Here is a 22,130-nt window from a genome sequence, read left to right on the forward strand (position 1 = left end):
ATGTGAGCAACAGGCAAGGAGTTATCGATGGATTACCGCAAAATCATCAAAGAGATCGGGCGAGGTAAAAATCACGCGCGTGACCTGGATCAGGATACCGCTCGTGGACTGTATACCCACATGTTGAACGGCGACGTGCCTGACCTTGAGATGGGGGGCATATTGATTGCTCTGCGCATTAAAGGAGAAGGTGAGGCGGAAATGCTGGGCTTTTATGAGGCGATGCAAAACCATACCATGCGCCTGACGCCGCCCGTCGCTAAACCGATGCCTGTTGTCATTCCCAGCTACAATGGTGCGCGTAAGCAGGCGAATTTGACGCCGTTGCTGGCTATTTTGCTGCATAAACTGGGTTTTCCGGTGGTGGTGCACGGAGTGAGTGAAGATCCGACCCGCGTGTTGACGGAAACTATTTTTGACTTGATGGGCATTGCGCCAACCCTGCATGCGGGGCAGGCGCAGGCAAAACTAGAAGGGCATGAACCGGTGTTTATCCCGGTGAGCGCGCTGTGTCCTCCGCTGGAGAAACAGCTGGCGATGCGCTGGCGAATGGGGGTGCGTAACAGTGCGCATACGCTGGCGAAATTAGCCACGCTGTTTGCCGAAGATGCGGCACTGCGTCTTGCCAGTGTTTCGCACCCGGAATACGTATCGCGCGTGGCGAAATTCTTTGGCGATATCGGCGGACGCGGCCTGCTGATGCACGGTACGGAAGGGGAAGTGTACGCCAACCCTCAGCGTTGCCCGCAGATAAGCCTGATAGATTCGTCCGGCGTGCGAGTGTTGCAGGACCGTCAGAGTGAAATGCCTGACGAGCCGGTACCGCTGCCGGTGGCAAAAGATCCGGAAACCACGGCGCGCTGGATAGAGCGTTGCCTGGACGGAAGCGAGCCGATACCGGCCTCGTTGAAGATTCAGATGGCGTGTTGCCTGGTGGCAACCGGCGAAGTTGCCACGCTGGCTGAAGGATTTACCCGCGTCGAACAATGCTTCTGATGCGCTAACGTTCCCGGCGGACCTGTTTTGCAGGCCCGCCGATGCCCTCTATTTTTACCATTCCTGCAATGTGAAATTTCTGCACGTTTATTGACCTCCTGACCGTCGTGGCGCAGCATAGTTTGTTGAAAAATAAGAAACACAACAAACACGCAACACAACAGGAGATAACGATGAACAGTGGACACCGCTTTCATGCGCCCGCGCTGCACGCCTTTATTCAGGCTATTTTCCGTCATATGGGCAGCGAGGAGCAGGAAGCGCGCTTAGTGGCCGATCATCTGATCGCCGCGAACCTCGCCGGGCACGATTCCCACGGCATTGGCATGATCCCAAGCTATGTTCGCTCATTCTCGCAGGGACATCTGCAGATCAACCGTCATGCCAAGGTGGTCAAAGATGCGGGGGCGGTGGTAACGCTTGACGGCGATTGCGCGTTTGGCCAGGTGGCGGCGCATGAGGCTATCGCACTCGGAATCGAAAAAGCACGCCAGTATGGTATCGCCGCTGTGGCGTTACATAATTCGCACCATATTGGACGCATTGGTTATTGGGCTGAGCAATGCGCCGATGCAGGTTTTGTCTCCGTGCATTTTGTGAATGTGGTGGGGATCCCGATGGTCGCACCGTTTCATGGCCGTGATAGCCGTTTTGGCACCAATCCCTTCTGCGCCGTGTTTCCACGTAAGAATGACTTCCCGCTGCTGCTGGACTACGCAACCAGCGCCATTGCCTTTGGTAAAACGCGCGTCGCGTGGCATAAGGGCGAACCAGTTGCTCCGGGGTGTCTGATTGACGCAGACGGTGCGCCCACAACCGACCCGGCTGTGATGCAAGAGTCTCCGTTGGGCTCGTTGCTTACCTTCGCCCAGCACAAAGGCTACGCGCTGGCGGCGATGTGCGAAATTCTTGGTGGTGCGCTTTCCGGCGGTAAAACAACGCACGAAGAGAGTTTGCAGGACAGTGCTGATGCGATCATTAACTGCATGACGACAATTATTCTTAACCCGACGTTATTTGGGGCACCGGATTGCGACAATCAGGTTGCGGCATTTGCGAAATGGGTCAAAGCTTCGCCGCATGCCGAGGAGACTCCAATTCTGTTACCGGGGGAGTGGGAGGTGAATACCCGCGAGGCACGACTGGCGCAGGGCATCCCGCTGGACGCCGGAAGCTGGCAAGCGATTTGCGAAGCGGCGCAGCAAGTGGGGATGCCGGACGCGGCGTTGCAGGAATTCCGTCAACAGCTGGAACAGTAAGCAAAAAAAAGCCCGTCCAGTGGACGGGCAAACAAAGGGTAACAAACAGGGTCAATGAGGGTTGGAGCATTGGGTCGTGCAGGTAATTCGTCGGTTATTTGTAGATAACCGCAGTGCCGCTCATTTTGTCTTTGCCGACAGCGGACGTAATGCTGTAGCCACTTGCACCTGCAGCGGCAGCTTTTTCAGCCAGTTTTGCTTCCAGGCCATCCAGCGTAGTTGCGCCATCAGCAGATACCACACCAATTTTATTCATGCTTTGTGCCTGAGTGGAAGAAACCGGCTCGGCAGCGAAAACGCCAAATGACAGGGTAGACAGGGCGATGGCGGCAACAGCAAATTTGATATTTTTCATGATTAATCTCTCGCAGGTTATTCTGTTAGTCAGTTGTTTTGTTCGGTAGACGTTGTTCTGTCGATGTGAGAAGTATCACGTTTTTTTATGTGAGAGAAAATCGAATAGAATTGACGGCATCAATCAAAAAAATTGAATGACAAATAACTTATTGAATATTAATAAATTCAGGCGACGGATTTACAGTTCTTATCATTGCGCTTTACAGAGCAAGTGACAACGGCACATTTTGCTACACCCGTCGCGAAAAACCGTGCTCGTAAAGGAAATCGTATGCGCTGAAATTTTTGGTAAAGAAGGGTCAGCGTAGCTGGCTGTCTTTCGATCCTCTGCGATTATATCCTGAGTATGTGGAATTATGTGAATCTTTATCCTGTTGGCAGGTTATGCATAAACGTACCCCTGGAACCGCCTCTCGTCGGGCCTGAGGGATAGGATTGCCACATTCTTCGCATTCATACAGGCTTTCTCCCGTGGGTAACTCGCCACGAGCACGTGCGACAGCATCTTCAATAGTATTGTTGATCTGTTCGTTCACTGCGTCGTCATTTGCCCATCCAGATGCCATAGTCACCTCCATACATTCGGGTTGTATAATAATTATAGTGAATGGTATGGGCAAAAAACGAACACGCAAGCACGACTTCAGATTTCAGACCATTCGCGCAGCAGGTTATGATAAAGATTAAGGAGAGATGGGATCTCGGCGCTTTCGCCATGGCGCGCTTTCAGGGACTGGATGTTCTTATCCAGTTCAAAGAGCATGGCGCGTTTTTTATCGTCACGGATCATCGACTGGATCCACATAAACGAGGCCACGCGGACGCCGCGCGTCACAGGAGTCACACAGTGCAGGCTGCTGGAAGGGTAAAGCACCAGGTCGCCCGCCGGGAGTTTTACCGCATGCTGGCCGTAGGTGTCATTGACCAGCAGTTCCCCGCCCTCATAGCTGTCGGGATCGCTTAAGAATAACGTGGCGGAAAGGTCGGTACGCATCCAGCCGCTTTCCGGATGGCTACGCACCGCACCATCGACGTGAAAGCCGTAGGTCTCAGCGTTCTGATAACGATTGAACAACGGCGTGGAAAGCGTTTTGGGTAACGCGGCGGCAAAGAACAGCGCACTATTGTTGACGGCGGCCAGCACCTCTTTCTGTAACATGGCATAGCGCTCGCTACGGGTATCAACTTGCTGGTTATTTTTAACCTGTGCACCCTGAGCGCCGGTGGTGGCGCGGCCATCTATCCATTCTGCTGTGTCCAGTTGTTCACGAAACCAGGCAACGTCCTGCGGCGATAAGACGCCAGGAATGTGGTACATCATCAGTGTCTCTCCTGAAAGTGGGGCTTACGCCCCACGCGATAAATCAGAAATGCATATTGGCGGTGAGCAGGAAGGTTCTTGGCTCACCCGGGTGGTAACGGTATCCGCTCTTGTTGATCGAGGAGACATAATCGGTGTCGAACAGGTTGTAGACGTTGAGCTGGAAATCAAGATTGCGGTTTACGCGATATCCCAGTTTGGCATCAGCGACCCAGTAGCTTTCGGTAAAGGATGGCGTGCCTACTGCACCGTCAGCGCCGCGATGCATACTGCCCACGTAGCGTGCGCCTGCGCCAACGGAAATATCATCAGTGGCCTGATACTGACTCCACAGGGTGAACGCATGTTCCGGCGTATACGGCAGGGAGGATGAACCATCCTGAGCGACGTCTTTGCCACTATGTACCGTGGCACGCTGCTGGGTATACCCGCCAATCACCTGCCATGCCGGGGTAATGTTCCCGGCGACAGAAAGTTCGTATCCTTCAACGCGTTTCTCGCCGTACTGGGAATAGGTGCCGTCGTCGTTCTGTTCGACTTCGTTCTCAATGTCGGTGCGGAAAATTGCGGCGGTTAACAGCAGGCGTTTATCCAACACTTCCCATTTGGTACCAATTTCGCTGGTCTTCGCTTTTTGCGGTTTAAAATCGGTACGGTTGGCGCTATTGCCGGTACCGCTCTGGGCGAGGGCAAAGTTGCTGCCGCCTGGCGGTTGCTGCGAGACGGCATAGTTAATGTAAACATTGCCGTTATCCGTCAGATGATAAAGCGCCCCGGCTTTCCAGTTCACCAGGTTACCGGATTTAGTGGTATCAATGGTGGTGACCGGTGATCCTTTTGCTACGCCTGTCGGGCAGGCGACGGCACCGCGTCCGGAAGCCCCACATGCGGTAGCGCTGTCATACTCGGTGCGGTAGTTATCGAGTCGAATGCCGCCGTTCAGTTCAAATTCACGGGTAATTTGTAAGGTATCGAACGCATAAATGCCGAAGGTATCGGTCTGACCGTTGGCGTTGGCACCGTTACGGTTCAACCCGCCCACGCTGACGTTGCTGTTGGGATGGTAAATATTCACCGGCGGCGGTGTGATCGGCGCTACGCCGTAGTTGGTCTGTGTTTCGCGCGTAAACTCCACGCCGGTGCTGATGTCATGACCGATGGCACCAGTATAAAATTTTGACGTCAGATTGGTCTGGTTGGTGAGGATTTTGTTGCTGACATCTTTGGTGTTCGCAACCCGCGACCAGCTCCAGGTGTCAACGCTGCTGGTGGGTTGGGTGATATTTGACGCACCGCCCATCACCGCTGTCATCAGGTAATCTTGTTTTACACGTGACCAGCGTGTGGTGTTGCGCACGGTGGTGGTGTCGTTCAGGTCATGCTCAAAACGCATTGTTGCGGTATCGGTCGTTGAGTCGTCGTAATCCGAATCGGTGCCGTAGAAGTTATTTGTATCTACTTTCCCGGAATGGTTCAAGGCAGAAGTCCCCGCAGAAGGCGCGGAATAACCCGGCAGGCCGATGGTGGGAATGCCCCCGTCCGGCGTGTTGTGCTGGGTGACGTGCAGATAGTTCAGATACAGGCGGTTTTCAGTACCTAAACCAAAAGCGACAGACGGCGCAACGCCGTAGCGTTCGTTTTTAACGTTATCGCGTCCGGCGTCGTGTGTTTTTTCACCCATCAGGTTTAACCGTGCGGCGGTGGTGTCGCCAAGGACCTGATTGATGTCCAGTGTGCCGCGGCGCAGCCAGGCGCTGCCGACGCTGGCAGAAGCATCAATACCTGAGTCGGTGCGCGGTTGTTTGCTGATCATATTGATCGAGCCGGTCGGCGCGCTGCGGCCATAATCGGTGCCGGAAGGACCCTTGATGACTTCAACCTGTTCGGTATTGAAGGTATCGCGCGTAACGCTGCCGATATCGCGAACACCGTCGATGTAAATGCTGTTTGAAGTGTCTGCCCCACGCATATAAATAGCATCACCGGTGGTGGAGTTCCCGTTTTCACCGGCGAAAAATGCGCCCACGCCCGGAACGTTCTTCAGCGCATCGGTCAGGTTTGTTGCCCCCTGATCCTTGATAACCTGCTCAGAAATCACCGTCATGGTGCGCGTAGTATCAGCAACCGGACGGGAGAATTTCGGATCGGCAGAGTGTGTGGGAGCGTACAGCGATGGCTTGGCTGCTTCTACGACCAGCGTATCTTCTTGTTTCTTATCCTGATCGCCAGCGGCAACAGCTTGAGCTACCGGAGACAGACTGATACACAGACCGGCAAAAAAGGTCAGCGAATGGAAACTACTGGACGGCAGGTTGCGATTTTTATCCATGTTAATGAGTAACTTATTATTTTTTGAGTAGAAGGTTTCACTCGTGCGAAGGGACATCTCTCTGGATGTTATGCCTGCAGGTCTCGCCGTAATGAAATGCGCAATTGATAATGATTTTGATAAGCATTATTAATCAGGGCAACTTTTTAGCATTCATTAATTCAAAAATAAATACATTTATTTACATTGGAATCAAAATTCGAACATGATGGTTACAGTTTGTGCAGAGGTTGCGCTGAGGGCAGAAAAGAAAACTGCATTCAGGATGAATGCAGTTAGGCTGAGGGAGGTTATTTGTAGATCGTTGCTGTACCGTACATCTGGTTTTTACCGCCAGCAGAATTAACCACATAGCCTTTTGCGCCTTGCTCTTTCGCTTTTTCAGCCAGTTTATCTTCAAGATCGCTCAGACTTGAAGCGCCGGTAGCCGATACGGTTCCGGAGGCTTGCAGCGGACCGGTGGCAGGGTTGGTGTTAGGCGGGGCAGCAAAAGACGCAAATGTCATGCCGGTGAGTACGGTAGCGGCAAGGAATGTGAGGCATTTCTTCATGATGATATCCTCTGAGAGACAACAGGTGGTGCCTGATAAGTTTAGGACGTCATGGCATGATAATTACGGCAAAAAATCGATGATCAACTGCTCATTTTTCGAGCAATTCATTTTGCGTAAATCAGGCAAAAATTATCGATTTTCCCTGTTGTGTGTGTTTACCGCGTGGCGTTATGCGGGTATCTTACGCCGCTGTTAAAAGGAGAATGTTATGCCCCCCCAGAAACCGGGATTACACCCACGCAACCGCCACAATGGCCGTTACGATCTTGCTACGTTATGCCAGGTTACGCCCGAATTGACGCAATTTCTCACGCTTACGCCAGGTGGCGAGCAGAGCGTTGATTTCGCGAACCCATCGGCCGTGAAGGCGCTGAATAAAGCACTGTTGGCACATTACTATGCGGTGGCTAACTGGGATATTCCGCAAGGCTTCCTGTGCCCACCGGTACCGGGTCGGGCTGATTACATTCACCATCTGGCCGATCTGTTGGGTGAAACGACAGGTACTATCCCTGTTAATGCGAGCGTGCTGGACATCGGCGTTGGGGCAAACTGTATTTATCCGCTAATTGGCGTGCATGAGTATGGCTGGCGGTTTACCGGTAGCGAGACCAGCCAAGAAGCGTTGAGCAGCGCACAGGCGATCATTAACGCCAATCCGGGTTTAACCCGAGCTATCCGCCTGCGCCGTCAGAAAGTGCCATCGGCTATCTTCAGCGGAATCATTCATAAGAATGAACAGTTCGAAGCCACGCTTTGTAATCCTCCGTTCCATGACTCTGCTGCTTCAGCCCGTGCCGGAGGCGAGCGCAAGCGTCGTAACCTGGGACAGGATAAAGACGATGCCCTGAACTTTGGCGGCCAACAGCAGGAGTTATGGTGTGAAGGCGGCGAAGTAGCATTTATCAAAAAAATGATCGCGGAAAGCCAGACCTTTGGTCGCCAGGTCATGTGGTTCACCACGCTGGTTTCACGGGGTGAAAACCTGCCGCCGCTGTACCACGCCTTGACGGATGTGGGGGCGGTGAAAGTGGTCAAAAAAGAGATGGCCCAGGGACAAAAGCAAAGCCGCTTTATTGCCTGGACCTTTATGGATAACGATCAACGTCGCCGTTTTATGGCGCGTCAACGCTAAATCGTCGACTCCGTCGGCGGCAGCGGATCAGCGGCTGCCGTGGGGCCATTCGCCGGTGCAGGCAGGACCTGGTAGGTCTGTACTGGCGTACGCACGTAGGCCTGGTCAAAATGTTTTTTCACCTGACTGTCGAGCGCAAAGCGTACTGCCCACTGCTTCAGCGGTAAGGTGGTAAACGAAACCCGCAGCGTAAACGCCGTATTGGTTAATCCCACAATCCCGGCAAATGACGGCTCGCCAATAATAAATCCGCGAATATCTTCCATTTCCATTACTGCCGCGACCGCGTCTTTCAACGCCTGATTGGCTTTTTCCGCATCCTCATGACGGTCCACGTCGTAATTGGCGACGACCGATCCGATGCCGCGCACAAAGTTGGCGAAGGTGGTTATCGAAGACCATGGGATAATATGGTACGCCCCGGTGTCCTGGCGTACGCCCACTGAACGAATCGACATTCGCTCAACAGTGCCGGTTAGCGGACCGATGGTTACTAAATCTCCGGTATTCATGCCATTTTCAAACTGGATAAAGATCCCGGTAATAATATCCTTCACCAGCGTCTGCGAGCCGAACGATATCGCCAGCCCCAGCGCGCCAGCACCCGCCAGTAACGGGGCAATATTAACCCCAATTTCTGACAGCACGATCATAATAGTAATGGTGCTGATAATCACCGCCAGCGCGTTGCGAAACAGCGTCAGTAACGTGCGGGTACGCGCACTGGGCAGGGGCCGTCCATGGATATCCGAGGTCAGACGATTTTCAATCAGGCTGGCGAGCAGGGTCCAGCCGATGGCGGAGAAGAATAAAATTAGCGCGATGCGGATCAGGATATCTACCGTTTTTTCGCCTGCGCCGTAATGCAGCCAGTTCCAGAAATCGAACAGCCCCCAGGCGTTGAGGAGCAGCATTACGGCGACACAGACCGTCAGGATCCGTGCGATGCTTAACGCCGTAGACAGCCAGCCATTCAGTCGTTTTTGCAATTCCGGGTAGCTGCGCTGGGTATGTGGTGAAAGCGTAATAGTTTTGGCGATCCAGCGGGAAAACATGCCGGAAACAAAGGCGGCGATGCCGATAATCACCAGGCTGCGCAGCGTTGCCCCCATCATAAATTTCAGGCTGTTACCCGGATCAAACAACGAGAAGAAAAATAGCACGATGAAATAGGCGCTGGCCAGCCAGTGCCATACCAGTGCAAAGGCGCGGATAAACAGACTGAAAAAAGCCAGTGACCTTTCAGCCAGATTCTGCAAATGCTGGGTGATATCTCTTTTGTTCCTGAAGATTAGATACAGCGCCCACAGCGTAATGCACAGCATGATGATGACGTTAGCCATGGCGCCAACCTGCACATTGACCTGATTAGAGATAATGGGCACCACTACGATAAGTCCATAGCCAATCAGGCTGCTTAGTGCGCTCAGGCGACGATTCCAGTAGCGTGCCCCCGCATCCTGAATATTGAACGGACGCAACTCTGCCACCGTCGGGCAAAATATCAGACGCAAAATGGCCTTGAAGAACTCGATCAGCGCGAAGGCATTGAGAAACAAACTTTGCTGGAAAGCGATGGTGCGGCTGCCGGCATTCATTCTGTCGCTCAATATCTGCCCAACGAACAGCGTCAGCGCCAGCAGCAATAAATCGATGATGAACGCACCAATAATCATTGCGGGAAGCTGTAGCCAGTTGCTGCGCTCGCGATTTTTTTGCCGCGCCCATTGTCCCATTTTGCGATACAGCGGCAACGCACATAAGCGTATCAGCCCGTAAAACCCGAACACGGACACTGCCAGCATGAAGAAGTGGGTCAGGGCATTGGTGAAAGATTGCGGATTAAATGATTTGTGCGGTGCGTCGGTGATGTTGCGATAAAGCTGGGCAAATCGGCTGGAGAGGGCTTCCCCGTAGTGGCGACTGACATCGGTCACGTTCTCGAGTACCGTTTTTTCCTCCGTTAGCGTGGGAGGAACGATAGTCGGTACCGGGTCAGGTGGAGGCGTTGCCGCTACTTTTCGCAGTTGACCTATCAACTCCTGGCGTGAGGCGTCATTCTCCAGCACGTCGGCCAGGGCACCGTAAGCGGCCTTCTTTTGCTCAATGTCAGGTTCTGCAGCAGGCTCGGCTGGCGGGTTGGCGGATGCTGTGGTCGTTACGCCGGGTATGGTGACCGCCTGAGCCGGGACGCTCAGCAGAAAAAAGCAGATGAACAAGATCCACCGCATGACTCCTCCCATGAGAAACAAACACAAAAGGATAAGTATAGATGTCAGGGCGGGAGGAGCGTGAAATCAGAAGATTCTGGGGAGGAACCTCCCTTCGGGGGGAAGGGAGGTGTCAGCATCAGGAAACGTGCTGTAAAAATTCCTGCAGGCGCTGGCTGGGCGGATTTTCAATTAAGGTTTGCGGATTACCGTCTTCGGCAATGCGGCCCTTATCAATGAAGATCAGGCGTGAGGCCACTTTTTCGGCAAAGCCGATTTCGTGGGTCACAATCACCATCGTCATGCCTTCTTCCGCCAGATCCTGCATAACTTTCAGCACTTCGTGACGCAGTTCCGGATCAAGGGCTGAGGTTGGCTCATCAAACAGCATCATTTTTGGCTTCACCGCCAGCGCACGGGCGATCGCCACGCGCTGCTGCTGGCCGCCGGATAGCTCAGAAGGATAGTGATGAGCACGCTCAGCAAGGCCCACTTTAGCCAGTAACTCTTTGGCCTGTTTCTCAGCCTGATCTTTCTTCGCCCCACGTACGCGCAGCGGCCCAAACATGACGTTTTCCAACGCCGTCAGGTGTGGGAACAGATAGAACTGCTGGAACACCATCCCGGCTTCCTGGCGGATTAACCGCTCGTCGACCTTCGGATCGTTGACCTTTAGTCCGTCGACAATTAGCTCACCGGAGGTTATCTCTTCCAGCTTGTTAATGCAGCGCAGTAGGGTGGATTTACCGGAACCGGAAGGGCCGATAATCACCACCACTTCACCCTGGCCAATATTCAGATCAATGTTATGCAGCACCTGGGTGGGACCAAAATGCTTAGAGACGTTTTTAAATTCAATCACAGGATTTTCATCCTTCTTTCCAGACGACGCAGAACGAAGCTCAGCACCAGCGTAATAATCAGATAGAACACCGCAACGGCGCTCCAGATTTCCAGTGCGCGGAAGTTACCGGCAATTATTTCCTGACCCTGACGAGTCAGTTCAGCGACGCCAATGACAATAAACAGCGAGGTATCTTTAATGCTGATGATCCACTGGTTGCCCAGCGGCGGCAGCATACGACGCAGCGCGAGAGGCAAAATAACGTGGCGAATAGTCTCTGTACGCGAGAGACCCAGCGCCAGCCCGGCTTCGCTGAAACCTTTATGAATTGAGAGCACTGCGCCACGGGTAATTTCTGCGATGTAGGCACCGGAGTTAATCATGATGGTGACGACGGCGGCGCTGAAAGGATCAATGCGCAAATCGTTAAAGGCCATCGGCAGGGCAAAGTAGATAAACATCACCTGCACAACGATGGGCGTGCCGCGGATGACTTCGATAAATACCAGCGCAACGTGGTTGGCTATCCAACCGCCGAAGGTACGTGCAAACCCTGCTGCAAGTCCGATGATCAGACCGCCAGCCAGACCGAGGACCGAAATCCACAGAGTCATTTTGGCGCCTTCAATCAAGAGCGGAATGGCGGGCCAAATGGCACTCCAGTCAAACTGCATATGTCGTTCCTGTTACCGTGGTGAGAAAAACAATGAGCCATAACGTGATGACTCAAAAATTGTAGGCCCGGTACGCGTTAGCGCCACCGGGCGTTACAGAAGGCCATTTTTATTTAGGTTCAGTACCGAACCATTTTTTGTAGATTTCGTTGTATGTGCCGTTCTCTTTCAGCGTTTTCAGCGCGCCGTTTACTTTCTCACGCAGTTCGTCGCTGCCTTTCGGGAAGGCAATACCGTACTGCTGGGCTTCCAGAGAGTCGCCTACGGCTTTAAACTGACCGTTACCTGCAGTTTTGATGAAGTAAAGAATGTTTGGCGTGTCGTGCAGCACGGCGTCTGCGCGGTTAGTACCCAGTTCCATATATGCGTTATCAATGTTCGGGAACTGACGCAGATCTTTGGTTTTGATGTTCGCTTTTGCGTAATCGACAGAACCGGTTCCGCCTTTCACTGCAACCACTTTACCATCCAGATCTTTAACGCTTTTCACGTCGTTATTGTTTGCTTTAACCATTACTAACAGGCCGCTTTTGTAGTAGCCGTCAGAAAAATCGATCGCTTTTTTACGTTCTTCGGTGATGGTGATACCTGCCAACGCCAAATCGATATTTTTGGTTTGCAGTGCCGGAATGATGCCGCTGAAATCCATCGGTTTCAGTTCATAATCCAGCTTCAACTCTTTGGCGACAGCAGCCCACAGATCCACATCAAAACCGACGTATTTGTCACCCTGCTTAAATTCAAACGGAACAAAAGCAGTGTCGGTTGCGACAACGAGTTTCTTATCCGCGGCATGAGAAGACACCGCAAAAGCCAGGGTAAGTGCAGCCAGTGAAACTTTTAATACAGACTTCATAGGATTTCCTTTTATATCCACGGGGCGATCCCCTGCGAGAACATATGGCTTAATGAAAAAATCGTGCCAATTTTGCAACTTATTGTTTTAACAAGAAGGTGCTACGTTTTGCTGCACAATAAGTAGGGCAAAGCAGGCTGCCTGCACCATTCTGGGGCACTTATTTGGTGCGCGAAGGGAGCGATGCAAACGATATGACTATTTAGCGTAAAAATTGTTGATAAAACAATCTTTCATTAACGATTGTGTGAAGTGATTATTACAAATATTTTACTTTACAGTCGCGGGCAATCAATGTTACGCACCAAAAAAGTGCAAAACCCCCGCCGGGGCGAGGGTGCTATAGGTATTTCTTATCATGGACGTTATTCGATGTTGGCTTCGATGAACCACAGGAATTTGTCGAGATCGCGCGATGCGGCGGTGAAAATATCTGCGGTATCTTCATCTTTGGCTTCGCTAATGGCTTTACGCACGCTGTTAGCGACTACGGCATAACGTTCAGCCAGCTCTTTCAGGTGATCCTGCACGCTGTGGATATCCAGCGGGTAGCTTTTCAGCGACGTTTTGCTGTTAATAACCTGCGTGGTTCCCAGTGCAACGCCACCTAACTGCACGGCACGCTCGGCCATGGTGTCGAGGTGATCGGTTAACGCAGTTCGAAAGCCATCCAGCATTTCATGTACGGCAATAAAATTGGCACCACGCATGTTCCAGTGCGCTTGCTTAGTGATGAGTGACAGGTCAATGAACTGGATCACCTGCTGATTCAACAACTCCACGGTCGCTTTCTTATCACTGTCGGATACATCGTTACGGGTATAAAGAAGGGGGGATGCTTTTGTTTTTACCAATTTTGCGGTACTCATAATCTCATATCCTCTTGATATTTATGTCCCAGGTCATTCAACGAGAGTAAGTATAGACCTAAATTCAGCTTTATTTTTCTGGCCTTACCTATCACTTTAATAGTGAACAGTTTGGGAAATATAAATATCCAATGGGATCAATTGCATAAATGTAAATGTAATCTGTTGTCAGCTATTTTTTCTGGATGTTTATATTCGAGATAAATAGGCAGTGCGAAAGAGTAGCGGGATAGGAATAATAATCATTGAGATAAACAAAAAGATATTCTGCATGATTATGCAAACCATGCAGAATGTCGACAGGTTAATTCACGTCGAGTTGCTTAATTTGCGGCTCTTTACGGATGGTGAGCGTAGAACCCATTGAGGCGGCAATAATGGCCCCCAGTGCCAGCATCTGTACCATCGTCAGCGTCTCTCCGAGGAAGATCATTCCGGAAACCGCAGCCAGCGCAGGTTCCATGCTCATCAACGTGCCAAATGTGCGTGTAGGCAGGCGCGTTAACGCGATCATCTCCAGCGAGTAGGGCAGTGCCGTAGAGAGGACGGCGACCGCCAGGCCCAACGGCAGAAGCGACCAGTGCCACAGCGCCTCGCCAGCCTGTATGACGCCCAGCGGAACGAAAATGATCGCCGCAATCAGCGAACCTACCGCCACGGTTGCCGGGCCGTGCTCTGCGCCAGCGCGCTGGCCGGTAAGAATATAGACCGCCCAGCAGGCACCAGCCCCCAGCGCCAGCGCGGCACCGGTTAAGTCTACGTGCGACACGTCCTGACCCAACGGCAGCAGGAACCAGAGTCCAAGTACGGCCAGTGCCACCCAAATGAAATCAACAGGGCGCCGGGAGGAGAACAGCGCCACCGCCAGCGGCCCTGTAAATTCCAGCGCCACGGCAATCCCCAGCGGGACGGTCTGAATCGACAGGTAGAAGAGATAGTTCATCCCGCCCAGCGACAGGCCGTAAAACAGCAGAGGAAGACGCTGCTCTTTGGCAAAGCGTAACCGCCAGGGTTTAAAGAATGCGATGAGGATTAATGTTCCCAGTGCCAGACGTAGCGCGGTCACACCTGGCGCACCGACGAGCGGGAACAGCGATTTCGCCAGCGATGCGCCGCTTTGTATGGAAGACATCGCAATCAGCAAAACCAAAATAGGCAACCAGACTGGCGCTTTACGTAACGATCCCGGCATCCTTTCTCCTGTCAAATTATGTCAATAGAGGTAAAACAGCGAGTGTAATGGAAATAGACACAGGTGGTTGAGTATTCGTTGAAAAAAAATTTGCTGAGATACGTACAATGGCATGAAATCGATGGATTAATAATCTGCGTGATTAGGAATGTTCTGGATGAATGTGCCGTGTTGTGCGCGCAATAATGGCATTATTCGTTATAAAAATGATGTTAATTGAAAGAGATAGCTTGTTTTTGAAATGTTCTGTTACATGAAATTTTCCGTTAGACATCGCTAATCGCAAAGAGTTTCCCATCAATTTTTGGTATATTTAAAACTTAAGATTTACTTGAAGCACATTTGAGGTGGTTATGAAAAAAATTGCATGTCTTTCAGCACTGGCCGCTGTTCTGGCTTTCTCCGCAGGTTCCGCTGTTGCGTCTACTTCTACCGTTACCGGTGGTTATGCTCAGAGCGATGCTCAGGGCGCTGCGAACAAAATGAACGGTTTTAACCTGAAGTATCGTTACGAGCAGGACAACAACCCGCTGGGCGTAATCGGTTCCTTCACTTACACTGAAAAAGATCGTACTGATGCTTCTGGTGACTACAACAAAACCCAGTACTACGGCATCACTGCAGGTCCTGCTTACCGTCTGAACGACTGGGCAAGCATCTACGGTGTAGTAGGTGTTGGCTACGGTAAATTCCAGAACGCAGCATCTCCGGCTGATAACCACACCACCAGCGACTACGGTTTCTCTTACGGTGCTGGTCTGCAGTTCAACCCGATCGAAAACGTCGCTCTGGACTTCTCTTACGAGCAGAGCCGTATTCGTAGCGTTGACGTAGGTACCTGGATTGCGGGTGTTGGTTACCGCTTCTAATCACTTCGGTGATATAAAAAATCCGCCTTATGAGGCGGATTTTTTTTGCCTGCGGTTTGCGAGGTTAACGTGATTTAGTCTCGAAGATGTCGGTGCCAAGATGGTTGTAGTCCACCTTTTGTAATTTGAAGTTGGTGATATACACCGGCCCGGCTTTCTTCTCTGAGATAAAGCGGTAGCGGTTAGTGATTTCCTTGGCGCTGATACCCGTCCACTGTGAGAAGAAGCTCAGGAAGTCATTCGCGGAACGACGGGCTTTAATGACCCGGTGTGCTTTATCGTCGCTGGATACCACCATAAATGGTACCTGGAAATTCTGCTGGAACTGATCGTCGTGCGCCAGATACTGCACCTCTTTACCGCGTTCTTTAAAGGCGAGGCCATGATCGGAGAAGTAGACCATCGAGAAGCTGTCGCCGCTATTACGCAGTTGATCGTAGAGCTGACGCAGCAGGTCATCGGTCTGCTTCATGGTGTATAGATAACACGATGTCTCTCTCGACTGGACGAAGGTTTCGTATTTCCCCTGAGTACGGTCGCAGGCTTGCGGATGCGAACCCATCAAGTGCAGCACGATGAGCTGTGGCTGAGTACGCTCGGTTTCCAATACCTGGGCGGTCATTTTCAACAGTGCTTCATCACGGGTGTTTTTATCGGCTTCGAAGTCGCCGTTTTTCAGGAAGTGAACCTCGTCAGCACGCTTGGCGATACTGGCGATTGCCGTATCATATTCACCGATCTGCCCCTGATTAGAGAACCACCACGTCTGGAACCCAGCGCGGTTGGCGAGAGTGACAAAGTTATCCTGGAACTGCGGCTTATCATCGACCACCCGATTAAGCGTTAAGCCAAGCGATTTCTGCGTTGACCCGCTGGCCGCGATGTAATCTGCAAAAATATAACCGTTAACGCTACTGGCAAAGGGAGTGTTATCCCAGTGGCCGCCGAACGCGCCTAACGCATCACGGCGGGCGCTTTCACCAATCACCACGACATAGGTGTGGTACTTAGGTTTCACCGCCGTCACCGTCCAACTGTCCTTGACGCTCGCCAGCTTCGCCATGCGCTCCTGTTCGTCGAGGACTTCGTGGTTATTGACGATAACGTCCTTGGCAAAGCGGAACACCGGATATCCAGTATCTTTTAATTTGAAGACGCCGCCCCAGGCCAGGTTTTGCACTGGCGTAACAAAGAACGCCACGACGCTGACCAGCAAACACAAACTGTCGAACTTATTCCAGCGGCGTTTCGTCGCATCTTTTTTACGTCGCACGGCAAGTACGCCAAGGGCAAAGATAAATATCCCAACCAGGTAGTTGTACCAGGGGAAGATGGTCAGGATTTCAGTGGACTCTTCCATGTTGGTCGAGTGCAGCGCCAGCAGGGTATTGAAGTTTGGCGAACCGTAAGCCTGACCAAACGGAAAGTACATCGCTGCAATCAGTGAACAAATGCCAATCAGCACTTTTTGCGTGCGCGGAGCATAGCGCCACAGGAGCAGCAATATACAGGTAAAGGCGACGCTATAAAGCAGGCTAAGCGGGTAGCCCAATGCGAGGTTTATCAGCAGAGACTGTAAGAAATAGAAGCCAGTCCACGGGCTAAGCGCCCGGCTACGAGCAATAAGTGAATCTTTGAGGGTTAAATTCATATGTCACTGTTGCAAAAACGCCATGTGCTTACCCTGGCGCAAAGGGTCATTGCCTGCCTGAGAGAGCGAGAAGAGGGATGAGGTCCGCATCTGCGAGCCGCAATATACGCAGGGCTGCGAAAAGATAGAGTGTGTGCGAGAGAAGGTCAACTACTACAAAGAAAATGTTTTGCGAGGGAGATGGCAAAATGGACAAAAAGAAGGGTTATTGCGGGAAACAGACCAGTGTATCGACGCTATGGCAGGAAAATGAAGCGGCGTACCGCGACGCCGCATTATTTGCCTGAGGGTTTATCCTGCTCTGGTTTGCCGTTGATCATGTCGCACAGCATAGAGATCAGCATCAACCGTACTTTAAAAGGAGAGTGACTAAACACGCGCATACACCTCTTGAATTCATTCATATGAACCTCCTGACTTCACGATCCCATCAATCCGTGAGGGATGTCTTTATTATATACAGATATAGCACAGGCTATATTATATAGCTATTGCTAAAACGTTAAATTTTTGTGCCCGCGCAACTCTGGTTTACAATGAGCGCTCTCTAATCAGATGCCGTTAACGCGTCACAGGAACGAGGAAGCAGAATGAGTCGTCGCGCAGGTATGCCAACAACAAAAAAAGTGACGCAATTAGTGAATGTTGAGGAACATGTTGAAGGGTTTCGTCAGGTCAGGGAGGCGCATCGTCGCGAACTGATTGATGATTACGTGGAGCTGATTTCCGACCTCATTATCGAAGTGGGGGAAGCGCGTCAGGTGGATATGGCCGCTCGGCTTGGGGTTTCTCAACCCACCGTCGCCAAGATGCTCAAGCGCCTTGCCTCCGTGGGGTTGATTGAAATGATCCCCTGGCGCGGCGTGTTCTTAACCGCAGAAGGAGAGAAACTGGCCCAGGAGAGTCGCGAACGTCATCAGATCGTAGAGAATTTTCTGCTGATGTTAGGTATCAGCCCGGAAATTGCTCGTCGCGATGCGGAAGGGATGGAACACCATGTGAGTAAGGAAACGTTGGAGGCTTTTAGCCGATTTACCCAACAGCAAGGAACAGGCTCTGAATGAGTTTTCCTTTATTACGCGCATTGCAGCGCGATCGTTTTTTCCAACTGCTCATCATCACCGGTATTGTTCTGAGTCTGTTCACACCGTTTACCCCTGGGAGCTGGCCGGGGGCCATTGACTGGCACACGATTATTACCCTCAGCGGCCTGATGTTACTGACTAAAGGCGTGGAGTTGAGTGGTTACTTCGATGTGCTAGGGCGCAAGATGACCCGCCGCTTCAAGACGGAACGCCAGTTAGCGATATTTATGGTGCTGGCGGCGGCGTTACTGTCGACGTTTCTGACCAACGATGTCGCCCTGTTTATTGTGGTGCCGCTGACCATCACCCTGAAAAAACTGTGCGAGATTCCGGTGAACCGCCTCATTATTTTTGAGGCGCTGGCGGTGAACGCTGGATCGCTGCTGACGCCAATCGGTAATCCGCAGAACATCCTGATGTGGGGGCGCTCCGGACTGTCATTCACCGCGTTTACCTGGCAAATGGCACCGCTTGCCGGTGCGATGATGCTGACGCTGGTGGTGCTGTGCTGGTTTAGTTTTCCGCGTACAGATTTGCACTATCATACCGGCACGCGTGCGCCGGACTGGCAGCCCCGGCTGGTGTGGAGTTGCCTGGCACTGTATATCGTCTTTCTGACGGCGCTGGAGCTGAAGCAGGAACTCTGGGGTTTGGCGATTGTGGCGACAGGCTTTATGGTGCTGGCTCGCCGCGTGATCTTCAGCGTGGACTGGACGCTGCTGCTGGTGTTTATGGCGATGTTTATCGATGTACATCTGTTGACGCAGTTACCCGTACTCCAGGGGATTTCGGGCCACTTTGGTACGCTTTCCCAACCTGGACTATGGTTGACGGCAATCGGTCTGTCGCAGTTTATCAGTAATGTACCCAGCACTATTTTACTACTGAACTATGTCCCGCCAACGCTACTGCTGGCCTGGGCTGTCAATATTGGCGGTTTTGGACTGTTACCGGGATCGCTGGCGAATCTTATTGCTTTACGAATGGCAAACGACCGGCGTATCTGGTGGCGTTTTCATTGGTATTCGGTGCCGATGCTGATTTGGGCGGCGCTGGTGGGATATGGTTTGCTGCTGTTGCGGTAGTAGCGGCAGAGAGGCAATAAAAAAGGCGGATGAATCATCCGCCTTTTTCGTTTCAGGTCTGCTTAGTTCAGGCGAACCGGCATACCGGAACGGTTCTGTACCGCCTGCTCAACGACGGCCTGATCGACGTCCGGCTGACCGGTGATGCTGGTAATGCTCTTGTTCAGGGAAATCGGTACGATTTCGCCGCCTTCGAACTGTGCTTCAGTGGTAGACAGTGGGTTATGCACCTCAATGTAACGACTGCCGTCTGGTTCGGTCGTGGCTTTTACCGGTTCGTCAATAAACTGGACGCGCGTGCCAACCGGAACGTTTTCGAACAGGAACTTGATGTCTTCATTACGCAGACGCACGCAACCGTGGCTGACGCGTAGGCCGACGCCGAAGTTCGCGTTGGTCCCGTGGATGGCATACAGGCGACCGATATACAGTGCGTACAGACCCATCGGGTTATCCGGACCGGCTGGAACAACCGCTGGCAGCGGTTCGCCCGCAGCGCGGTATTCAGCGTGCATCTTGGCGGTTGGCGTCCAGGTCGGGCCTGCTTTCTTACGCTCAACTTTGGTGGTCCAGTTGATCGGCGTGTCTTTGCCTAACTGGCCGATACCAATCGGTAAAACGATAACGGTGTTGGTGCCTTTCGGGTAGTAGTACAGACGCATTTCTGCGCTGTTGATAACAATACCTTCATGCACGGTATCCGGCAGGATCAACTGCTGAGGAATGTTCAGCACGGTGCCGCCCTTCGGCAGGAAGGTATCCACGCCCGGGTTGGCTTCCAGCATGTTAGACAGACCCATCTGGTATTCAGCCGCATAGTACTCCAGCGGTTGGGTGTTGCCTTCAGGAATGGTGATGACCTGGTTTTGGCCAATCAAACGGCTACCATCGGTAGGCAGCGGGTACGTGACGGCTGAGGCAGTGTTACAAAAACCAACTACTGCGAGTGCCGCCGCGAAAAGCGTTGTCAATTTCATATTCATTTTTACGAGATTCTGAAGCCTGGCAGGCTAGTGGGTTGAGATTTATGTAGTGTTGGGCACGCATTATATGTGCATTCTATGCAACAAGGAATTCGGATGTGTACTAAATCACATTTTTTTCCTTTTGGTTTCACTTTATTCCTCTCGCATGAAGGCGCGATCTTATTCCAGACTTATGGCATAATAAGCGGTTCGTCACATATTTCTTCTTTCAGGATACGCCAGTGTTAGTTTCCAGCAACGTCACCATGCAGTTCGGCAGTAAGCCGCTGTTTGAAAATATTTCCGTCAAATTTGGCGGCGGCAACCGTTACGGCCTGATTGGCGCCAACGGTAGCGGTAAATCCACTTTTATGAAAATTCTCGGCGGCGACCTCGAACCGACGCTGGGTAACGTTTCCCTCGATCCGAACGAACGCATCGGTAAGCTGCGTCAGGATCAGTTCGCTTTTGAAGAGTTCACCGTTCTGGACACCGTCATTATGGGTCACGCTGAACTGTGGGAAGTGAAGCAGGAACGTGACCGTATCTATGCGCTGCCGGAAATGAGCGAAGAAGATGGTTATAAAGTCGCCGATCTCGAAGTTAAATACGGTGAGATGGACGGCTATTCGGCTGAATCTCGTGCCGGTGAACTGCTGCTGGGCGTTGGTATTCCGGTAGAACAACATTACGGCCCGATGAGCGAAGTTGCACCCGGCTGGAAGCTGCGTGTGCTGCTGGCGCAGGCGCTGTTCTCTAACCCGGACATCCTGCTGCTCGATGAACCGACCAACAACCTGGACATCGACACCATTCGTTGGCTGGAGCAGACGCTGAACGAGCGTGACAGCACCATGATCATCATTTCGCACGACCGTCACTTCCTGAACATGGTCTGTACGCACATGGCGGATCTGGACTACGGCGAGCTGCGTGTTTATCCGGGTAACTATGATGAATACATGACGGCAGCAACCCAGGCGCGTGAGCGTTTGTTGGCCGATAACGCCAAGAAAAAAGCGCAAATTGCCGATCTGCAATCCTTCGTCAGTCGCTTTAGCGCCAACGCCTCAAAATCTCGTCAGGCGACCTCTCGTGCGCGTCAGATTGATAAAATCAAACTCGACGAAGTAAAAGCGTCCAGCCGTCAGAACCCATTCATCCGTTTCGAACAGGATAAGAAACTGTTCCGTAACGCGCTGGAAGTGGAAGCGCTGACCAAAGGTTTCGATAACGGCCCGCTGTTTAAAAACTTCAATTTGCTGCTGGAAGTGGGCGAAAAGGTTGCCATCCTGGGGGCTAACGGCGTGGGTAAATCTACCATGCTGAAAGTACTGGTCGGCGACATGGCGCCGGATAATGGCACCGTTAAATGGTCTGAGAATGCGCAAATTGGCTACTACGCGCAGGATCACGAATATGAGTTCGAAAACGATTTGACCGTTTTCGAATGGATGAGTCAGTGGAAACAAGAAGGCGACGATGAGCAGGTCGTTCGCAGCTTCCTTGGTCGTCTGTTGTTCAGCCAGGACGATATCAAAAAGCCTGCTAAGGTGCTGTCCGGTGGTGAAAAAGGGCGCATGCTGTTCGGTAAGCTGATGATGCAGAAACCGAATATTCTGGTGATGGACGAACCGACCAACCACCTGGATATGGAATCGATTGAATCGCTGAACATGGCGCTGGAAATGTACCAGGGCACGCTGATCTTTGTTTCTCACGACCGCGAATTCGTCAGCTCGCTGGCCACACGTGTGATTGAGATTACGCCGGAACGTGTGATTGACTTCACCGGTAACTACGAAGATTACCTGCGTAGTAAAGGCGTCGAATAATTTTCCCGTCGTCTTTCGTGTTACAGGTGTGTTGGCTGCACCTG

At 51.9% G+C, this 22,130-nt stretch carries 21 protein-coding genes; 7 read left to right on the forward strand and 14 right to left on the reverse strand.

Going from position 1 to position 22,130, the window contains the following annotated elements:
* Positions 1-27 precede the first annotated feature (27 nt).
* Positions 28-996 (forward strand): DNA-binding protein YbiB, encoded by a 969-nt coding sequence (ybiB, locus tag E4Z61_RS00985; protein WP_135321128.1) that lies wholly within the window; start codon positions 28-30, stop codon positions 994-996.
* Positions 997-1,169: 173 nt separating this feature from the next.
* The gene (locus E4Z61_RS00990) at positions 1,170-2,255 is read left to right on the forward strand and encodes a malate/lactate/ureidoglycolate dehydrogenase (RefSeq protein WP_135321129.1); all 1,086 of its coding nucleotides are present in this window, start codon (positions 1,170-1,172) and stop codon (positions 2,253-2,255) included.
* Positions 2,256-2,349: 94 nt separating this feature from the next.
* On the opposite strand, the gene ybiJ is transcribed toward E4Z61_RS00990, so the two are convergent.
* The 5 genes from ybiJ to mcbA form a co-directional block, all read right to left on the reverse strand.
* On the reverse strand, positions 2,350-2,610 hold the full coding sequence (gene ybiJ / locus E4Z61_RS00995; protein WP_005123702.1) for a DUF1471 family protein YbiJ: 261 nt from the start codon (positions 2,608-2,610) through the stop codon (positions 2,350-2,352).
* 301 nt (positions 2,611-2,911) lie between these two features.
* Complete coding sequence (locus E4Z61_RS01000; RefSeq protein ID WP_135321130.1) at positions 2,912-3,178, reverse strand: DksA/TraR family C4-type zinc finger protein; 267 nt, start codon at positions 3,176-3,178, stop codon at positions 2,912-2,914.
* 77 nt (positions 3,179-3,255) lie between these two features.
* On the reverse strand, positions 3,256-3,933 hold the full coding sequence (gene ybiX / locus E4Z61_RS01005; protein WP_135321131.1) for a PKHD-type hydroxylase YbiX: 678 nt from the start codon (positions 3,931-3,933) through the stop codon (positions 3,256-3,258).
* A gap of 43 nt (positions 3,934-3,976) precedes the next feature.
* Positions 3,977-6,262 (reverse strand): catecholate siderophore receptor Fiu, encoded by a 2,286-nt coding sequence (locus tag E4Z61_RS01010; protein ID WP_135321132.1) that lies wholly within the window; start codon positions 6,260-6,262, stop codon positions 3,977-3,979.
* 290 nt (positions 6,263-6,552) lie between these two features.
* Positions 6,553-6,813, reverse strand: a complete 261-nt coding sequence (gene mcbA / locus E4Z61_RS01015) for a DUF1471 family periplasmic protein McbA (protein WP_135321133.1) — start codon at positions 6,811-6,813, stop codon at positions 6,553-6,555.
* Between the two features lie 211 nt (positions 6,814-7,024).
* Here mcbA and rlmF point away from each other — a divergent pair, with 211 nt between their 5' ends.
* Complete coding sequence (rlmF, locus tag E4Z61_RS01020) at positions 7,025-7,951, forward strand: 23S rRNA (adenine(1618)-N(6))-methyltransferase RlmF (RefSeq protein ID WP_135321134.1); 927 nt, start codon at positions 7,025-7,027, stop codon at positions 7,949-7,951.
* On the opposite strand, the gene ybiO is transcribed toward rlmF, so the two are convergent.
* From ybiO to rhtA, 6 genes are all read right to left on the reverse strand, one after another.
* On the reverse strand, positions 7,948-10,182 hold the full coding sequence (gene ybiO, locus E4Z61_RS01025; RefSeq protein ID WP_135321135.1) for a mechanosensitive channel protein: 2,235 nt from the start codon (positions 10,180-10,182) through the stop codon (positions 7,948-7,950). The two genes, rlmF and ybiO, sit on opposite strands and share 4 nt — an antisense overlap.
* A 118-nt stretch (positions 10,183-10,300) precedes the next feature.
* Positions 10,301-11,023 carry a glutamine ABC transporter ATP-binding protein GlnQ gene (glnQ, locus tag E4Z61_RS01030; protein ID WP_115258988.1) on the reverse strand — a complete coding sequence of 241 codons (723 nt, stop codon included), beginning with the start codon at positions 11,021-11,023 and terminating at the stop codon, positions 10,301-10,303.
* Positions 11,020-11,679 (reverse strand): glutamine ABC transporter permease GlnP, encoded by a 660-nt coding sequence (gene glnP / locus E4Z61_RS01035; protein ID WP_135321136.1) that lies wholly within the window; start codon positions 11,677-11,679, stop codon positions 11,020-11,022. The genes glnQ and glnP overlap by 4 nt, the downstream gene beginning before the upstream one ends.
* A gap of 109 nt (positions 11,680-11,788) precedes the next feature.
* A complete protein-coding gene (gene glnH / locus E4Z61_RS01040) occupies positions 11,789-12,535 on the reverse strand; it encodes a glutamine ABC transporter substrate-binding protein GlnH (RefSeq protein WP_096757752.1) in 747 nt (248 codons plus the stop codon).
* Between the two features lie 365 nt (positions 12,536-12,900).
* On the reverse strand, positions 12,901-13,404 hold the full coding sequence (gene dps, locus E4Z61_RS01045) for a DNA starvation/stationary phase protection protein Dps (RefSeq protein WP_096757751.1): 504 nt from the start codon (positions 13,402-13,404) through the stop codon (positions 12,901-12,903).
* A 304-nt stretch (positions 13,405-13,708) separates the two neighbouring features.
* On the reverse strand, positions 13,709-14,596 hold the full coding sequence (rhtA, locus tag E4Z61_RS01050; RefSeq protein ID WP_135321137.1) for a threonine/homoserine exporter RhtA: 888 nt from the start codon (positions 14,594-14,596) through the stop codon (positions 13,709-13,711).
* A gap of 353 nt (positions 14,597-14,949) precedes the next feature.
* Between rhtA and ompX the strand changes: the two genes are divergently transcribed.
* A complete protein-coding gene (ompX, locus tag E4Z61_RS01055) occupies positions 14,950-15,465 on the forward strand; it encodes an outer membrane protein OmpX (RefSeq protein ID WP_135321138.1) in 516 nt (171 codons plus the stop codon).
* Between the two features lie 64 nt (positions 15,466-15,529).
* Here ompX and E4Z61_RS01060 read toward each other — a convergent pair whose 3' ends face one another.
* Positions 15,530-17,116 (reverse strand): phosphoethanolamine transferase, encoded by a 1,587-nt coding sequence (locus tag E4Z61_RS01060; protein WP_135321139.1) that lies wholly within the window; start codon positions 17,114-17,116, stop codon positions 15,530-15,532.
* A gap of 275 nt (positions 17,117-17,391) precedes the next feature.
* Positions 17,392-17,520: a manganase accumulation protein MntS gene (gene mntS, locus E4Z61_RS01065; RefSeq protein WP_135321140.1), complete on the reverse strand. Its 129-nt coding sequence runs from the start codon at positions 17,518-17,520 to the stop codon at positions 17,392-17,394.
* 186 nt (positions 17,521-17,706) lie between these two features.
* On the opposite strand from mntS, the gene mntR reads away from it, so the two are divergent.
* Together mntR and E4Z61_RS01075 are read left to right on the forward strand one after the other, a co-directional pair.
* Entirely contained in the window at positions 17,707-18,180 is a 474-nt protein-coding gene (gene mntR, locus E4Z61_RS01070) for a manganese-binding transcriptional regulator MntR (protein ID WP_135321141.1), read from the forward strand.
* A complete protein-coding gene (locus E4Z61_RS01075; RefSeq protein WP_135321142.1) occupies positions 18,177-19,286 on the forward strand; it encodes an anion transporter in 1,110 nt (369 codons plus the stop codon). The genes mntR and E4Z61_RS01075 overlap by 4 nt, the downstream gene beginning before the upstream one ends.
* A gap of 62 nt (positions 19,287-19,348) precedes the next feature.
* Here E4Z61_RS01075 and ldtB read toward each other — a convergent pair whose 3' ends face one another.
* Entirely contained in the window at positions 19,349-20,269 is a 921-nt protein-coding gene (ldtB, locus tag E4Z61_RS01080) for a L,D-transpeptidase (RefSeq protein ID WP_135321143.1), read from the reverse strand.
* A gap of 224 nt (positions 20,270-20,493) precedes the next feature.
* Here ldtB and E4Z61_RS01085 point away from each other — a divergent pair, with 224 nt between their 5' ends.
* Complete coding sequence (locus E4Z61_RS01085) at positions 20,494-22,086, forward strand: ABC-F family ATPase (RefSeq protein WP_135321144.1); 1,593 nt, start codon at positions 20,494-20,496, stop codon at positions 22,084-22,086.
* Positions 22,087-22,130 lie beyond the last annotated feature (44 nt).

Origin of the sequence: Citrobacter tructae (genome assembly GCF_004684345.1) — a bacterium.
In the GTDB taxonomy this organism is placed as follows: Bacteria; Pseudomonadota; Gammaproteobacteria; order Enterobacterales; family Enterobacteriaceae; genus Citrobacter; species Citrobacter tructae.

Bases quoted from the DNA above. Each gene is read 5' to 3' on its own strand.
- mntR (WP_135321141.1), top strand. From the start codon at position 17,707: ATGAGTCGTCGCGCAGGTATGCCAACAACAAAAAAAGTGACGCAATTA.
- ybiB (WP_135321128.1), top strand. From the start codon at position 28: ATGGATTACCGCAAAATCATCAAAGAGATCGGGCGAGGTAAAAATCAC.
- ybiX (WP_135321131.1), bottom strand. From the start codon at position 3,933: ATGATGTACCACATTCCTGGCGTCTTATCGCCGCAGGACGTTGCCTGG.
- ybiO (WP_135321135.1), bottom strand. From the start codon at position 10,182: ATGCGGTGGATCTTGTTCATCTGCTTTTTTCTGCTGAGCGTCCCGGCT.
- ldtB (WP_135321143.1), bottom strand. From the start codon at position 20,269: ATGAATATGAAATTGACAACGCTTTTCGCGGCGGCACTCGCAGTAGTT.
- E4Z61_RS01010 (WP_135321132.1), bottom strand. From the start codon at position 6,262: ATGGATAAAAATCGCAACCTGCCGTCCAGTAGTTTCCATTCGCTGACC.
- glnP (WP_135321136.1), bottom strand. From the start codon at position 11,679: ATGCAGTTTGACTGGAGTGCCATTTGGCCCGCCATTCCGCTCTTGATT.
- dps (WP_096757751.1), bottom strand. From the start codon at position 13,404: ATGAGTACCGCAAAATTGGTAAAAACAAAAGCATCCCCCCTTCTTTAT.
- E4Z61_RS01060 (WP_135321139.1), bottom strand. From the start codon at position 17,116: ATGAATTTAACCCTCAAAGATTCACTTATTGCTCGTAGCCGGGCGCTT.
- rlmF (WP_135321134.1), top strand. From the start codon at position 7,025: ATGCCCCCCCAGAAACCGGGATTACACCCACGCAACCGCCACAATGGC.
- ybiJ (WP_005123702.1), bottom strand. From the start codon at position 2,610: ATGAAAAATATCAAATTTGCTGTTGCCGCCATCGCCCTGTCTACCCTG.
- E4Z61_RS01000 (WP_135321130.1), bottom strand. From the start codon at position 3,178: ATGGCATCTGGATGGGCAAATGACGACGCAGTGAACGAACAGATCAAC.
- glnH (WP_096757752.1), bottom strand. From the start codon at position 12,535: ATGAAGTCTGTATTAAAAGTTTCACTGGCTGCACTTACCCTGGCTTTT.
- E4Z61_RS01075 (WP_135321142.1), top strand. From the start codon at position 18,177: ATGAGTTTTCCTTTATTACGCGCATTGCAGCGCGATCGTTTTTTCCAA.
- mcbA (WP_135321133.1), bottom strand. From the start codon at position 6,813: ATGAAGAAATGCCTCACATTCCTTGCCGCTACCGTACTCACCGGCATG.
- mntS (WP_135321140.1), bottom strand. From the start codon at position 17,520: ATGAATGAATTCAAGAGGTGTATGCGCGTGTTTAGTCACTCTCCTTTT.
- ompX (WP_135321138.1), top strand. From the start codon at position 14,950: ATGAAAAAAATTGCATGTCTTTCAGCACTGGCCGCTGTTCTGGCTTTC.
- rhtA (WP_135321137.1), bottom strand. From the start codon at position 14,596: ATGCCGGGATCGTTACGTAAAGCGCCAGTCTGGTTGCCTATTTTGGTT.
- E4Z61_RS00990 (WP_135321129.1), top strand. From the start codon at position 1,170: ATGAACAGTGGACACCGCTTTCATGCGCCCGCGCTGCACGCCTTTATT.